Origin of the sequence: Blautia wexlerae, assembly GCF_013300825.1 — a bacterium.
Taxonomy (GTDB): domain Bacteria; phylum Bacillota; class Clostridia; order Lachnospirales; family Lachnospiraceae; genus Blautia_A; species Blautia_A wexlerae_B.
Window position 1 is genome coordinate 13,739 of the sequence record NZ_JAAIMY010000012.1, and the last position, 15,202, is coordinate 28,940.

General features: G+C 41.5%; 13 protein-coding genes and 1 riboswitch. Of the genes, 10 read left to right on the forward strand and 3 right to left on the reverse strand.

Annotated elements, in window-relative coordinates:
* Nucleotides 1-9 precede the first annotated feature (9 nt).
* Nucleotides 10-2,085: a M28 family peptidase gene (locus G4417_RS07860; RefSeq protein ID WP_173683274.1), complete on the reverse strand. Its 2,076-nt coding sequence runs from the start codon at nucleotides 2,083-2,085 to the stop codon at nucleotides 10-12.
* 410 nt (nucleotides 2,086-2,495) lie between these two features.
* Nucleotides 2,496-2,690: riboswitch (cobalamin riboswitch) on the forward strand.
* Nucleotides 2,691-2,886: 196 nt separating this feature from the next.
* On the opposite strand from G4417_RS07860, the gene G4417_RS07865 reads away from it, so the two are divergent.
* From G4417_RS07865 to G4417_RS17725, 3 genes are all read left to right on the forward strand, one after another.
* A complete protein-coding gene (locus tag G4417_RS07865; protein WP_330598234.1) occupies nucleotides 2,887-3,546 on the forward strand; it encodes an ABC transporter permease in 660 nt (219 codons plus the stop codon).
* Nucleotides 3,446-3,721 carry an ABC transporter permease gene (locus G4417_RS17310; RefSeq protein ID WP_330598235.1) on the forward strand — a complete coding sequence of 92 codons (276 nt, stop codon included), beginning with the start codon at nucleotides 3,446-3,448 and terminating at the stop codon, nucleotides 3,719-3,721. Before G4417_RS07865 ends, G4417_RS17310 begins: the two co-directional genes overlap by 101 nt.
* 236 nt (nucleotides 3,722-3,957) lie before the next feature.
* Nucleotides 3,958-4,122, forward strand: coding sequence for an oligopeptide/dipeptide ABC transporter ATP-binding protein (locus G4417_RS17725; protein ID WP_420314191.1), 165 nt, complete (start codon nucleotides 3,958-3,960; stop codon nucleotides 4,120-4,122).
* A gap of 62 nt (nucleotides 4,123-4,184) precedes the next feature.
* Here the strand turns inward: G4417_RS17725 and G4417_RS07875 are convergent, their stop codons facing one another.
* Nucleotides 4,185-4,667, reverse strand: coding sequence for a DUF2284 domain-containing protein (locus tag G4417_RS07875; RefSeq protein ID WP_173683234.1), 483 nt, complete (start codon nucleotides 4,665-4,667; stop codon nucleotides 4,185-4,187).
* A gap of 322 nt (nucleotides 4,668-4,989) precedes the next feature.
* Between G4417_RS07875 and G4417_RS07880 the strand changes: the two genes are divergently transcribed.
* The 3 genes from G4417_RS07880 (at nucleotide 4,990) to G4417_RS07890 (ending at nucleotide 9,475) form a co-directional block, all read left to right on the forward strand.
* Nucleotides 4,990-5,625 carry a GTP pyrophosphokinase gene (locus tag G4417_RS07880; protein WP_119245716.1) on the forward strand — a complete coding sequence of 212 codons (636 nt, stop codon included), beginning with the start codon at nucleotides 4,990-4,992 and terminating at the stop codon, nucleotides 5,623-5,625.
* Nucleotides 5,626-5,907: 282 nt separating this feature from the next.
* The gene (locus tag G4417_RS07885) at nucleotides 5,908-7,581 is read left to right on the forward strand and encodes a GGDEF domain-containing protein (protein ID WP_173683235.1); all 1,674 of its coding nucleotides are present in this window, start codon (nucleotides 5,908-5,910) and stop codon (nucleotides 7,579-7,581) included.
* Nucleotides 7,571-9,475 (forward strand): EAL domain-containing protein, encoded by a 1,905-nt coding sequence (locus tag G4417_RS07890; protein ID WP_173683236.1) that lies wholly within the window; start codon nucleotides 7,571-7,573, stop codon nucleotides 9,473-9,475. Before G4417_RS07885 ends, G4417_RS07890 begins: the two co-directional genes overlap by 11 nt.
* 137 nt (nucleotides 9,476-9,612) lie before the next feature.
* Here G4417_RS07890 and G4417_RS07895 read toward each other — a convergent pair whose 3' ends face one another.
* Nucleotides 9,613-10,626, reverse strand: coding sequence for a hypothetical protein (locus G4417_RS07895; RefSeq protein WP_173683237.1), 1,014 nt, complete (start codon nucleotides 10,624-10,626; stop codon nucleotides 9,613-9,615).
* Between the two features lie 177 nt (nucleotides 10,627-10,803).
* Between G4417_RS07895 and sstT the strand changes: the two genes are divergently transcribed.
* From sstT to G4417_RS07915, 4 genes are all read left to right on the forward strand, one after another.
* Nucleotides 10,804-12,030, forward strand: coding sequence for a serine/threonine transporter SstT (gene sstT, locus G4417_RS07900; RefSeq protein ID WP_173683238.1), 1,227 nt, complete (start codon nucleotides 10,804-10,806; stop codon nucleotides 12,028-12,030).
* A gap of 133 nt (nucleotides 12,031-12,163) precedes the next feature.
* Nucleotides 12,164-12,415 carry a sporulation transcriptional regulator SpoIIID gene (gene spoIIID, locus G4417_RS07905; RefSeq protein ID WP_055152517.1) on the forward strand — a complete coding sequence of 84 codons (252 nt, stop codon included), beginning with the start codon at nucleotides 12,164-12,166 and terminating at the stop codon, nucleotides 12,413-12,415.
* Between the two features lie 111 nt (nucleotides 12,416-12,526).
* Entirely contained in the window at nucleotides 12,527-13,363 is an 837-nt protein-coding gene (locus G4417_RS07910) for an alpha/beta hydrolase (protein WP_173683239.1), read from the forward strand.
* A 262-nt stretch (nucleotides 13,364-13,625) separates the two neighbouring features.
* Nucleotides 13,626-15,128: an alpha-N-arabinofuranosidase gene (locus tag G4417_RS07915; RefSeq protein ID WP_118576238.1), complete on the forward strand. Its 1,503-nt coding sequence runs from the start codon at nucleotides 13,626-13,628 to the stop codon at nucleotides 15,126-15,128.
* The last annotated feature ends 74 nt before the right edge of the window (nucleotides 15,129-15,202 follow it).

Consider the following 15,202-nt stretch of genomic DNA (forward strand, 5'->3'; position numbering starts at 1 on the left):
GTAATCTCCTTATTTATTGCCGGGAATATTGCTGTTCCCGGGAGTGGTAATGTTTTTATAGATATTATCCAACATCGCAGACAGCTTATTTACGGAGGTGTTCAGATAACGGATATCATCTCTGTAATAAGCCTTCTGTCTGCGCAGGGCAGCTTCCAGACGACGGATCTCACTGTCGAGTTCCGGTGTTTCTTCTTCCATGCGCTGCTTCAGTTTCTGCACGATCCCGTAGAGATTTTCGTGATGCATGATACGTCCGGCACCCCACATCAGGCGGTCTTTTGGCTGGTGAAGAATGTATTCGGTGAAGTGGTAGTAAACTTCTTCATCGAAGAGAAATGCGTACATATTATTGTCTACTCGGTAGAGGGCCTTCAATGCGTCTGTAATATTTCCCTCAGATAAAGCCCGGCTGGCTTTTTCCAGTTGCCGGATATTCTTGGAGGCAGCTTCCTGTGGGAAAATTACCTCATCCTGCCAGTTGAGACGTACCAGATAGTCCTGTGTCTTGCGGAAAATTTTCAGCAGTTCCAGTCCGGCATATTCCCATTTATGGCGGAAAGCAATGCGGGCGTCGGAATCTGAAAGTGTGGCATATTCCGCATTGATCTGGCAGATTTTTTCATAAATAGTTTCGGCAGAAGCAATAATTGTCTGCAGGTTTCTAAGCAGGCTATTCTGCTCAGGATCAGCAAATGAGAGTGCATTTTCGCGGATACTGTCTGCGACCGCGTTCATGGTATTACTGAAATTCATCGGTGGCAGTACAAGTCTGTCAATGGTCATGATCAGCTTCAGATAGCATTCATGATGAAACTGATAGACAGCTTCCTGGTAAACATCCTGATTATCATATTGGGAATGATAATAATTCTGCATGAATGGCCCGGCGCTGAAGTCATTGACTGTGGATGGGATACCTGCGATCGCCATGGAGAAATCATCAGACCATGTCTCGATGGGAGAGAGAACTGTGATCCCGTCGGGATATGCTTCCTTCGGGACAGTCAGGCTGTCTGTAAACTGTCTGATGAAATCTGCATATTCATAGGTACAGCGGATGGCATCCTGCGTATTGTGTGCGTGTGCAGGAAGTTCAAAGTTCAGGTCTGCGATCACTTTACCCTGCCAGTCAGGATGTACGCGGAATACCTGATTGTAGGCTCCTGTTGACCAGTCGTATTTGGAATCAATGATTCCCCATTCCTCGGCAGCCATTGCACAGAAGACAAGAGTGTGGGCAGGTTTATAGCCGCCCTTTATCAGTGCACGGGCAATGCCGAGCATCATGGCGACTGCCGCATTATCGTCCTGGAATCCATCGAAATAGGAATCATAGTGTGCGGACAGCAGGATCATAGAGTCTGTCTCAGTCCCCTGTATTTTACCTGTGATATTGCCTGCTGTTGTGTCCGGAATCACTCTGGAACGGGCATCCAGTGATACTTTTAATGAGAATCTGCGTAATAAAGCAGCATCCTGTTCCGGAGGGTTATGGGTATCTTCTGAATCAGTGGTGTTGTTTTCGCAGGCGGAAATTTTATTCCGGAGGGCACGCTTCAGGATACGTGCATCTGCCTGAGACAGAGAGAATGCAGGTGCGAAATCAGGACCTGCGATATCTTGTGCATTCAGCGCAGACTCTGCGATTTCTCCGTAGCCGTTTGCCTGAACTGCGATCAGGGCAGCAGCGCCGCGCAGATAAGCCTGATAAACAGGGAAGCTGATCCACCATTCGTCTCGTTGGTTAATCTCAACCATAACCAGCTTTCCTTTTACGTTTATGCCTTCATAATCTGCGGCAGTTCCTTTTCCCAGATAAACGAGTTCGTAATCTTCAAATCCGTCTGTCTCGAAATTTGTCTGATATCCGCCCATCTGAAAGGTGTGTTCCTGCCCGCTATCATCTGTAAATTTCAGGACTGCTTTCTCGAATTCCCATCCGTCCAGTGAGAATGTATCTCTGGTTACATCGGTAAGTCCGATAGCTTTCATTTCCCTGTATAACATATCTCCTGTAGCTGTTTCTGCAGCGGAACCTGCAGTACGATAGCCCAAAACAGGGTTTGTTTTCTCTTTTTCCATGCGTCTGGCAAGCTGGTAGGACCAGTCTGTGTCAATGAAGGAAATACAGGAATCTTCAATGTTCAATGTAATCGCCTCTTTCCTGATAGTTTGTATAATATGATCAGATATGATCAGTGCCGGAAATGTCAGGGTACTGATCTGTCTGTGATTTATGATATTTATACTGGAAATATTTTAGCATAGAACAGCAGCAGGAACAAGATAACAGTTATTGAGAAAAAAGCTATTTTATGGAAGTTCTATCATATTGGGAAGTTAAAATAACCTTGTTTATTTATTAAAAAAGTAATAGAAAAATCTGATTGTATGTTTTTAGGTACAATTTAACTTTTTTTGCTAATTACTGGACAAAGTAAAAAAAAACTATTCTATAATATTATAGTAAAAATTAAATAACATTTATTGGTTTTGAACCAGTCGTTGTAAGTTCCGCAAGGATTAATAGAGAAACCGGTGTAAGTCCGGTACGATCCCGTCACTGTAAGAGGGAGCTTCGGAGTAAAAAATGTCACTGGACCATGTGATTTTAAAGTTGGTCCGGGAAGGCGATTTCGAAGTGATGAACTTAAGTCAGGAGAACTGCTTACAATTGGGATAGGAATGATTCTTACGGTAGATAGGAAGCATAATTTTTTCATGTCATTTTGTGTTCGTATGTATGGTGTTTTCATATTGCGGGCTATTTTTTTGCCTGAAAATTAACCCCTAAGGGGAGATTCCCCATGTTACTGAGTAAAAGTAATCAGAAACATTTCCGGTATTGGTTTAATTCACGAAAGATGTAGGAAGGAGATTATTTTGACGAAAAAACAAATCGGGAAAAGATTTCTGCAGATTCTGATCGTCCTGTTTGGTATCAGCTTTCTGACATTTGGACTGACTTATCTGTCTCCTGGTGATCCGGCTGAGATCATGCTGACAGAGTGCGGTAATCTTCCCACACCGGAGCTTCTGGAACAGACAAGGCATGAGCTGGGACTTGACCAGCCCTTTCTTGTGCAGTATGGAACCTGGTTGAAGGGTGTACTTACCGGAGATATGGGACAGTCCTATTCCTTCAAGATGCCGGTAGTACAGAAACTTGTATCCTGTTTCTGGTCAACCCTGAAGATGTCTCTGCTGGCACTGCTTATGATGATCGTGATCTCCATTCCACTGGGAATCTTGGCAGCAGTGTATCAGAACAAATTCCCGGATTACTTTGTAAGAGGAATTACTTTTATCGGGGTGTCCGTACCAAGCTTCTGGCTTGGCCTGATCTTACTGAGCATCTTCGGTGTACAGCTTCGTTGGGTAAATGTAGCAGCTTCATCAGGATTATGTAACAGGTGCACGTATGAGAGGTATCAAGGAGAGTGTGATTTTATGGAGACATGTTCTTCCAAATGTAATGCTTCCGCTGGTAACTCTGCTTGGACTTTCCCTGGGAAGTCTTCTTGGCGGTACTGCAGTCGTTGAGATTATCTACAATTGGCCGGGTATGGGAAATATGGCAGTCAAAGCAATCTCCTGCCGTGATTATCCGTTGGTTCAGGGATATGTACTGTGGATCGCTATTCTGTATATGTGTATCAATCTGCTTGTGGATCTGTCCTATACTTATCTGGATCCAAGACTTAAGGAGGATAGATAATTGAAGTTAGTGAAAGTATTTAAAGAAAATAAGCAGTTTACCCTTTTTTCGATACTGGCGTTGGTCGTAGTCGGTGTGGCTGTGTTTGCCCCACAGATCGCTGTTATGTATCTGGGAAATATCGTAGAGGTTATTCCCGGTGAAGATGTTACAGAGCATGCAGTGCATCCATATACACAGGCACTTCTGGGTGCGCAGTTCTCTATCCACATGGATCCAACCAGAAGATCCAGAGTATCGAGAGTGAAGCACCAAGTCCTCTGGATGTACCTAAGGGCTGTCCTTTCCAGAACCGCTGCGAGCATTGCACAGACAGATGTAAGGCAGAGATGCCGAAGCTGAAAGAGATTGCTCCCGGACATGCAGTGGCATGCTTTTATGTGGAAGAACAAAAGATATAAAAATGAAAAAGAGGCTGTCACATCAGGGATTTTCCGGTGTGACAGTCTCTTTTGCGTAATGCTCAGTCTTCATGAAACAGGATTTGTGTAAAAAATCTCACATCTGAATCATCTGCCCAGCAGACCATACCTACTGCATCAGCCATTTTCTGTGCATCTACACTGTAGGCGGACATACAGGAACAATTCTTATACGGTCCTGCGCTCATGATCAGGATATCTTCTTTTCCTGCTTCCTGCATCTGTCTGGCAAGCTGTTCCGTAAGAATATTTTGTGCATGTTTCGCCTGCTTGAAAAGAACCGGATCCATAATTGGATCTTTCAGAACAGTCTGGAGAACCAGTGCCTTTTCATATTTCAATGCTTTTGCCTGCATTTCTTCTACAGTACCGCAGGCAGGCGGACATGCAGGAACCAGGTTATAATTTCCACAGAGATTGTCCTCGCAGAACTGTCTGTATTCCGGTACAAATACCAGGTCTTTTGTATCCATGATCGCTGCATCTGCGAAACCCATAGAAAGTGCTTCTTTTATGAAATCCATAAGAATGTCTCCCTTCTTAAAGCGGATTATTTTGGCTTGAATATATCAAAGTGAATTATAACATTTTGAAATAAATAAAATCAAGTTTTGTCGAGAACTTCTGATGAGGGGAGTGTGTAACTGATAGAGAATTTTGTTTATAAAATGATTAGAATTGGGACACTGATTAAACACATTTCTTTTGTATGATGGAAACGTAATGGGGAAAAATGGTTATTTTGCAGTACAAATGTGGAAAAATGCCAAGTTCTGCAAAGAAGTACAGAATAAGAAATATGAAAGACAGAAGAATAACTGCAGAGGTTTTTACAGGAGAAATAATATGACAGATGAAGAATACTATGAATTTATACAACCATATGAAGATGCTAAACAGATGCTTCTCACACGGCTTGATGTGTTGAATCATAACCTATACGGTGAGGCATCTGCAAGACCGATCCACAACATCCAATGCAGGATTAAGAAGAAACAGAGTATTGAAGAAAAACTGCAGCGAAAGAAAAAAGAACCTACTGTGATGAATGCGAAGGATTATCTTCAGGATATTGCAGGTGTCAGGGTAATCTGCTATTTTGTAGATGATATCTATAATCTGACAGAACTTCTGAAGAGTCAGAGTGATCTGATAGTAATCAAAGAACGGGATTACATTGGAAACCCGAAGCCAAATGGATATCGGAGCTATCATGTGATCGTAGGAGTGCCGGTATATTGTCTGGATGGAATGGAATACTTCCCGGTGGAGATACAGTTTCGTACTATGTCCATGGATTTCTGGGCCAGTATGGAGCATCGGATTTCCTACAAAAAGGAACGCACAGATAAAGAACAGCTAAAAGAGGAATTAAGAGAATATGCGAATATGCTGGTAGAGATTGAGAGCCGTTTTGAGCAGTATAATGAGACGGATCATCAACAGGAAAAAAGAACAGCAGAAGTAAAACAGTCACTGTAAAAGGTGGCTGTTTTTGTGTCTTGTATTTTTTAGAGTGGAATGTTAGTATAACATTAGTTTATAGTACCTTTATATTATTTTCTGATAGCACCTTCAGAAAATATATAAAGGTAACTATTCAGCAGTTTATTATCCTGCTGAGATACTATGGCAATCCTCTAAAATAATGCATCTTAATCCAACCCATCAGAATGTGAAATTCTGCTGAACTGTCTTAAATGCATTACTTACAAGGACTGCTATAAACAGTTATGATTCTGGAAATAAGAGAAGGAGAAGCGTGTGAAATATAATCAGAAGAAGAAAAAAGAAAACGTAGAGATATTTCTGTTTATCATGGTGATGGCTGTTTTTGCTGCTGTTCTGGGAGTTATGTCACTGGGAGAAAAGATGCAGCCGGTGAACCAGATCAGGAAGATATCTTCTGGCTGGTACTATTATGACAACGGAAAAAGAACAGAAGTTACTCTTCCGGATACAATACAGGCGGAGAAAGGGGAAGAACTGATATTGTATAATGACGGGATTACTGATCTGGATGCCGGTAAGGTAGTTACAACCAGAGGTGCACAGTATGATCTGAAAATCTGGCTGGGTGACCGTCCCATCTATGAATATCAGGATACAACCTTTGTAAGAAATACGCAGATGAAATCAAAACTGGAATGTGTAGGGGAAATCCCTACAGACATGCAGAATGAGCCGCTGAAGCTGGTTTATTCAAATCCACATCACGGAAAGTATGTTTTGACTTCTGTTTATATTGGAACCGGAAGTGCAGTCATTGCTTTACATTTACAGAATTCAGGAATAGTTATAGGTATTGCTTTGTGTTTTCTTGTTTTGAGCGTTATTTCTCTGTTGATTACAGTCTATCTGAAATACCGTCAGATGCCGGATGCCAGATTTTACGATGTAGCATTGTTCCTTATGATATGTGCAGTCTGGCTGATCACAGATTCTTCTGCGATCCAGACCTATAGCAGTCATCCGGATATGCTTTGTACGATTTCTTTTTATATGTTTATGTTACATTCGGTACCGATGCTGCATTTTGCCCAGAAAATAGGTGGACTGAAAAAGGAACGCATTCTGGATGCAGGAATTGCTGTGTTTTATCTGAATGCATTTATTCAGGGACTTCTGGCCTATTTCGGGGTATTCACGTTTGCAGATATGCTGTTTGTAACACATGTTCTGCTGATAACGTGGGTACTGATCGTAGCGGTACTGCTCTGGAAAGAATATAGAAAGAAGCCGGATCGAAGTGTGCAGATCATATTGATCGCTTATATGATATTATTGTTCAGTGGACTTTTGTCACTGTCATTGTACTGGCTGTTTGAAATATCCTATTATGGAGCAATATTTGAGTTTGGAATACTGGTATTTCTGGTTATGATCATTGCAGATACTGTGATCAGTCTTGTTGGAAAGGTCCGTTACCGGACAGAAATGCAGGCATATGAACGACTGATGAAAGAGGACTGGATGACCGGAATGCAGAGCAGGGAACCTTTTGAAAATCTGCTGGCGGAAATTCCGAAAACCATGAATGAGCATAAGGATATCCTGCTGGTCTTTATGGATATTGATTATCTGCGCAGGATCAATAATGATTTTGGCAGAGCGGCAGGAGATGAGGTTATTGTGGCGGCTGCCAGATGCATTGAGAATGTTTTTGGAGCAATCGGAAAATGTTATCGCACAGGAGGAGATGAGTTTGCGGTAGTTGTGTTTGATCCGGAGGAAGACAGGAATGCATTGTCTGAGAAACTGGATAAAGAAATAAGGCGTTATAACAGAAACAGCAGATATCGCATGTCTATTTCAAGAGGTTTCAGTTCAATTCGGGATGACAGGGGAAAGCTGAAGACAACCGGTGAATGGAAGTATGAGGCAGATACGAATATGTATCAGAATAAAATGAAAGAGAGAAAGACACATGAATTATAATATAAACTTTCAGGTAGCGGCAGTTATTATTACAGCGTTACTCTTATATCATTTTCTGACGCAGAAGAAACTGCATAATGCAAATGTGAAAACATTTACATATATACTTGTCCTGAGCGGTTTATATATTTTGTCTGACCTGTTGGGTACGCTGACAATTATAAATTACACAGCGGAAGATGAAGGAACTGTCATGGGTATTCTGACAGGAATCTATTTGCTTGATATTCTGATTCCTTATATTTTGTATTCATGTATTCCTGATTCGCGTGAAAATGAGAAAAAGAGCGGTGCATTATCTGTAATCTGTGCCGGGATTACGGTGGCTATGATGATAGCTATGCTTGGAAATCTTGGAAGCGGGGGATTCTTCTGTTTTGATAGTAATGGCGTTTTTCAAAAAGGAACAGGGTACGTGTTTCTTTATCTCTATGCCCTGGTTTATATCGTTCTGATAATGCTGCGTATGATCAGAAGCAGGGAGGACTATACGCCGGAAAAGATGAGTATTGCAGGCGAATTTCTTGTGATCGAAGGCGTATGTATAGGAGTGGAACTGTACACAGGGTACATATTTCTGTCAGGTTTTGGACTGGCACTTGGTCTCATATTTCTCTATCTTATGATGAACAATCCAGGTGATTATATAGACAGTACAACAGGAGCATTTGATAAAAGGTATTTTGATAACTGGATACAGGAGAAATTTACCAAAGGAATTGAGTTTCATGTGATTGCTGTAGAGCTGTTTATGCTGAAACAGATTAATAAGGTTTACGGAAGCAGTACAGGTGATCTGCTTCTGGTACAGATTGCAAGAGAACTGCAAAACATTACAGGTTCTGTACAGGTGTTCCGAACCACAGGAAACTGTTTTCTGATCATTACAGATTCATTGACAGAATATGAGAAAAAAAGACAGGAGATTGAGAACTATTTCAAAGAACCTTTTGAAACTGACGGGGAAAAAATCACTTTTCCGGCAATCATCTGCGGGATTATCAACGGTGAAAAGATGGAGAAGGAAGATGTACTGCTGGCATATATCGAGTATCTGATATCTTTGGTAAAACGTGCAGATGAAACGGTAGTGATCCAGTCAGATGACAGGATTCTGGAGGGCTTCCGTTATGAAAAAGAGGTGGAGCATTTCCTGAAAACAGCAGTGGATAAAGACCTGTTTGAAGTGTACTATCAGCCGGTATTCTGGACAAAGGAAGATCGTTATATTACTCTTGAAGCTTTGAGCAGGCTGAAGCATCCCTGTATGGGAATGATTCCGCCGGATGTGTTTATCGGTATTGCAGAAAGGCAGGGGCTCATTGCACAGATCGGACTGCTTCAGTTCAGAAGGGTGTGCCGTTTTATTAAAGAGAATGAATATATGATGAAACAGATTAAGAATGTAAAGTTCAATCTGTCACCTTCCGAACTGCTAAAACCGGGACACAGTCAGCTTCTGATCAATATAGTGAAGGAGTATGAGCTTTCACCGAAATATTTTCAGTTTGAGATTACTGAGACAGTGGCAACTGAATACAGTGAAAGTTTCTGCAAAGCTGTGGAGGATTTTACGAATGCGGGAATCGGATTATGTCTGGATGATTTTGGTTCAGGGTATGCAAATCTGAATGCAGTATTGAGACTTCCGTTTGATGTGGTGAAAATGGACAGATCTTTGTTAACAGGAATTACCTGTGATGAACAGGCTGCTGTTTTTTACCACAGTATTGTGACGGTTATGCAGAATATGGGATATATAATTGTAGCAGAAGGAGCAGAAACAGAAGAAGAGGTGAGTCTGCTGAGAGAGTGGGGTGTGGACATGGTCCAGGGATATTACTTCTCAAGACCACTTCCGGAGGCAGAGTTGCTGAGACTTTTCATGTTATAGGAAATTATTCCGTAATATACCTATAACATAAAAAGATCTTCCGGACAGAATCGCACTGCGCCGGAGAGAAAGCAGGTGTTGTTCAATCGGATATAAATGATTGAACGACATCTGCTTTTTTAAATAATTTAACTGTATCAGGATATCCAGCCGGTAGCTTTTACGATATAGTTATAGATTTTGCGGTAGGTAGCTGTGTTGTAATGCTGACCGTCTGCTGCATAATAACCAACCTTCTGCAGGTGGCTGAAACAGTCCAGGTAATAATCCGGGAAGTTCTTTCTTAATGCATCGTTAAAAGGTCTGATCGTGGCGTTGCTTACATTATAAGCACCAACTCCAATCACGGGATTGATTGACATCAGATAGATGTTTGCATTTGGGTGACTGGCAATAAAGGAACGATAATAGGCGATATATTTTGCCTGCTGATAAAGGTAATCGTTCAGACCGAAACCAAACACTACCGTGGATTCCGGGTAGGATGCCAGATAAGATTCCAGCATAGGACCGGCAGTGGATCTAAGCCAGTCATATCCCATGGAAACTTTTCCGATATAAATTGCATTTCCGATTCCACATTCACGCATGGAAGCAACACGGCAGTCTCCCAGAATGATCAGGCGGGATTTTGAAGTCCGTTTTACCTTTGTGACAGCACCGGTTGATGATACATAACGGCTTCCAATCCATTTTTTCTTAACCATGGCACCTGTTTTGGGATGGAAATAATAACGTTTGCCGCCGATTTTCTGCCAGCCATGTGATAACTGACCGGTGGTTTTTGAAAAGTAATAGGTTTTATTACTGATTGTGCGAAGCCCTTTCATAAGTTGTCCATTTCTGGATTTGGATTCAGAGAGGAAATATGTTTCTCCGTTATAAGTCTTCCATCCTGTTTCGGCATATCCCTGGGAATTAAAGCTGTAATATTTTCCGGCGATTTTCAGCCAGCAGGATTTGGGAGAGCGGCCATCTGTATACACATATTTGTTGCCGTTCTCGTCTCTCTGCCAGGTGCCTGCCTTTGCCTGTTTAACAGAAGGCAGGATGTTTGTGCCGGCTGATACTGTTACACTTGCACACATGATAAAGATGCAAAGGAACATAAATGCCAGCAGGCTTTTGGAGTGTAGCTTTTTCCTTTTCATTTTGATTCATCTCCTTTGAAATTTGACTGTGAATAGTTACAGAAACCTGATAAATTTAATTTATCACAAACAGAAATACAATACAACTATGAAGATGTTCTTGCATATTTTATTTGCTTCCCTTATAATGTAACGTATCATTGCTTTATCAAATTAAAGGGAAAGAGGATTAAAGAAATGAAAAAAATTTGGGACAAATGGACCAGGATTGCGTTGGTAAAGAGAATCCTGGTTGGCCTGATCCTGGGTGCGATTCTGGGAATTGCTGTACCGCAGGCAACAGGAATCGCAATTCTGGGTGATGTCTTTGTAAGCGCGTTAAAGGCAATTGCACCTTTGCTGGTATTCTTCCTGGTTATCAGTTCCCTGTGTAATGCAGGAAAATCTCACGGAGGAGTTATTAAGACAGTTATCATTCTCTATATGTTCAGTACAGTTCTGGCAGCAGTGATCGCAGTATTTGCGAGTATGGCATTTCCTGTAAAGATGACACTTGCAAATGCAGCAACAGATACAAGTGCACCACAGGGTATCGTTGAGGTATTAAATAACCTGCTTCTGAACGTAGTTGCCAACCCGGTATCTTCATTGGTAAATGCAAACTATGTAGGTATTCTGATGTGGGCAGTTCTTCTTGGACTTGCTTTCCGTGCAGCCGATAAGATGACAAAGAACGTTCTGGCTGATGTTGCAGATGGAATTTCCGTGGTAGTAACCTGGATCATCAATCTTGCACCTTTTGGAATCTTTGGTCTGGTATTTAACACAGTATCCACAAACGGTCTGGATATTTTTACAACTTATGGAAAACTGCTACTTCTCCTTGTAGTATGTATGCTGTTTATCTATTTTGTGACCAATCCGCTTCTGGTTTACTGGTGTATCCGCCAGAATCCATATCCGCTGATTTTCCACTGCCTGAAGAGAAGTGCGCTGACAGCTTTCTTTACAAGAAGTTCCGCAGCTAATATTCCGGTAAACATGAAAGTCTGTGAAGAGATGGGACTGGACAGAGATACTTATTCTGTAACCATTCCGCTTGGTGCAACTATTAATATGGATGGTGCGGCTATCACTATTACAGTTATGACAATGGCAACTGCATTTACTCTTGGTATTCATGTAGATATTCCGACAGCAATTATCCTGAGTCTTCTTGCAGCTCTGTCAGCATGTGGCGCTTCCGGTGTAGCAGGCGGATCACTTCTTCTGATCCCGATGGCCTGCTCCCTGTTTGGAATTTCGGATGACATCTCCATGCAGGTTGTTGCAGTAGGATTTATCATTGGCGTAGTTCAGGACTCTGTAGAAACAGCTCTGAACTCTTCTTCAGATCTTCTGTTATCTGCTTCCGCAGAATTCAGACAGTGGAGACTGGAAGGGAAAGAGATTAAATTTAAATAAGATTGCAATGAGTGAAACGGTCGTCCGGTATGGACGGCCGTTCTTTTATAAGGCACAACTATAAAAACGATTGCTACATATTCGGAAATTTCTGTGCATACACTGTAAAAACAGCGTCTTCGGAGGCTTATCCGTGAAAGATTATATCGAGGAGCGGGCAGTGGAAATTGCGAATTATATTATTGAGACAAAGGCAACGGTGCGTCAGGCAGCGAAGAAATTCGGGATCAGTAAGAGTACAGTACATAAAGACTGCACTGACCGTCTCAGTCAGCTCAATCCGGGACTGGCATGTGAAGTGAGACAGGTTCTGGATGTGAACAAGCAGGAGCGGCATATCAGAGGTGGGCTCGCTACCAGAGAAAAATATTTACATCAGCATTAGAGCGTAAAAGAAGCTGCTGTCGGATATGACAGTAGCTTTTTTGATACATTTTCTGTATAATAAATCCAGATATTTCAGGATATTTTGTATATACATAAGGAGGACAAGAAGATGGCATTAATGGAAGTGAACTTCTTTTCAAAAGCACTGATGCGTCCGGTAACGATGAATGTAATCCTGCCGGCAGATAAGGTGTTTTTTGAAGAGGAAATAGAAGAAGAGAACAAACCGTTTAAGACTTTATATCTGCTTCACGGAGTAATGGGAAATTATACAGACTGGGTAACAGGAACATGTATTAAGCGATGGGCAGAGGAAAAGAATCTGGCAGTAGTTATGCCTTCCGGAGCAAATATGTTCTACATGGATCATCCGAATGCAAACGAAAACTACAGCGAATTTATCGGAAAAGAGCTTGTAAAGATTACACGAAGAATGTTTCCGCTATCTCACAAAAAAGAAGATACATTTATTGCCGGGCTATCTATGGGAGGATACGGTGCAATCCGAAATGGTCTGAAATACCATGACACATTTGGATATATCGCAGGTCTTTCTTCTGCTATGATTCTTGAGAAAATGGGGACAGCAGATGACAGTTCTCCTATGTTCTTTGAGAAAAAAAGCTTTCTGGAGAGTGTATTTGGAGATCTGTCCCGGATTAAAGACTGTGAGATCAATCCGGAATGGATTGCCGAAAATATGAAAAAAGATGGAATCCCATTCCCGCATATGTACCTTGCCTGTGGACTGGACGATCCGCTTCTTCCTCCGAACCGTAAGTTCAGAGATGCCATGCAGAAACTGGGTGTGGATGTAACTTACGAGGAAGGTCCGGGAGCACATGAGTGGGATTTCTGGAATCGTTATATTAAGAAAGTCCTGGACTGGCTGCCTCTTGATAAGGACAGCAAAGAAGGGATGAACAGTGGGAATGTAGGACTGTAAATGAGAGAGTTGCAACAGATGGATATGAAATCTGTTGTGGCTCTTTTTATTTCTGTTGCAGGAAATTACTCCGTAATGTTCCTGTAACAGAATAAAGCCCTATGGGCAGGACTCCTTCTTAATACAAAATTATCATAGCAATTTTGCAGAAAATATATTGAATATCAGACAGAAGTTGTGTATAATGAAAAAACAAAATAAAGTATATTATTTTAGAAAAAGGTAAAATAAAAACCTGAAATCATAAACTGTGGAGGTAAAAATGACTAAGCTTGTAATTAATCCATCAAAGAAACAGAGCAAAATCAATAAAGAGATTTATGGACATTTCTCAGAGCATCTGGGAAGATGTATCTACGAAGGAATCTATGTAGGTGAGGATTCCCCGATTCCGAACAAGAACGGAATGCGTACAGACGTAGTAGAAGCACTGAAGCATATCAGGATTCCGGTACTTCGCTGGCCGGGTGGATGTTTCGCAGATGAATACCACTGGAAAGACGGTATCGGACCAAAGGAAACACGTAAAAAAATGATCAACACACACTGGGGCGGTGTGGTAGAGGATAACAGCTTTGGTACACATGAATTTTTTGAACTCTGTGAGCAGCTTGGCTGCGAAGCTTATGTTAATGGTAACCTGGGAAGCGGAACAGTTCAGGAAATGTCTGAATGGGTAGAATATATCACATTCGAGGGTGTTTCTCCGATGGCTGACCTCCGTAAGAAAAACGGACATGAGAAACCATGGAAACTGGATTTCTTTGGAGTTGGAAATGAAAACTGGGGATGTGGCGGAAATATGAATCCTGACTTCTATGCAAATGAATACCGCCGTTATCAGACTTATGTCCGCAATTATCATCCGGATCACCCAATCCACAAAGTCTGCTGCGGTGCCAATGTAGATGATTATGAGTGGACTTCCGAAGTATTAAAGACTACACATAATCATTGTCTGAAAGAACTTCACGGAAATATGGATGGTCTTTCTCTTCATTATTATGTACATCCGGAAGGATGGGAGATCAAGGGAAGTGCTACAGATTTTGATGATAAGGTATGGTATAAGAGTCTGAATAAAGCGCTCTTTATGGAAACTTTGATCGAGCGTCACGGACATATCATGGACGAATATGATCCAGAGAAAAAAATCGGCATGATCGTTGATGAATGGGGCGCATGGTACACAGTAGAACCAGGAACAAACCCGGGATTCCTGTATCAGCAGAACACAATGAGAGATGCCCTGATCGCAGGTATCACTTTGAATATCTTTAACAAACACAGCGACAGAGTAAAGATGGCGAACCTTGCACAGATCGTAAATGTGCTTCAGTCTGTGATTCTTACTGACGGTGCTGATATGATTCTGACACCAACTTATCATGTATTTGATATGTATAAATATCATCAGGATGCAATGCTTGTAGACAGTTCTGTTGAAACAGAAACTATTGGTGTGGAAGACGAATGGCAGGTACCGAACCTGACAGAATCCGTATCTGTAGCAGAAGACGGAGCTGTACATATCACACTGACAAACCTGTCTCTGGATAAAGATTATGAAATCAGAACTATCCTTACAGATTACCAGGTAAATGAAGTTAAAGGTGAGATTGTACACGGTGAAATGCACGAAATGAATACCTTCGAAACACCGGATCAGGTTCGTGTAAAAGAATTTAACGAAGTGGAAAAAACAGCAGAGGGAATTAAATTTACAATTCCTAAATGCAGTGTTCTCCATCTGGAAGTAAGATAATTACAGTATTTTTAAACAGATAAAATGGAAGATTAATAAACTTTACAAATTCACAGAAAATGCCGCTTCTGACA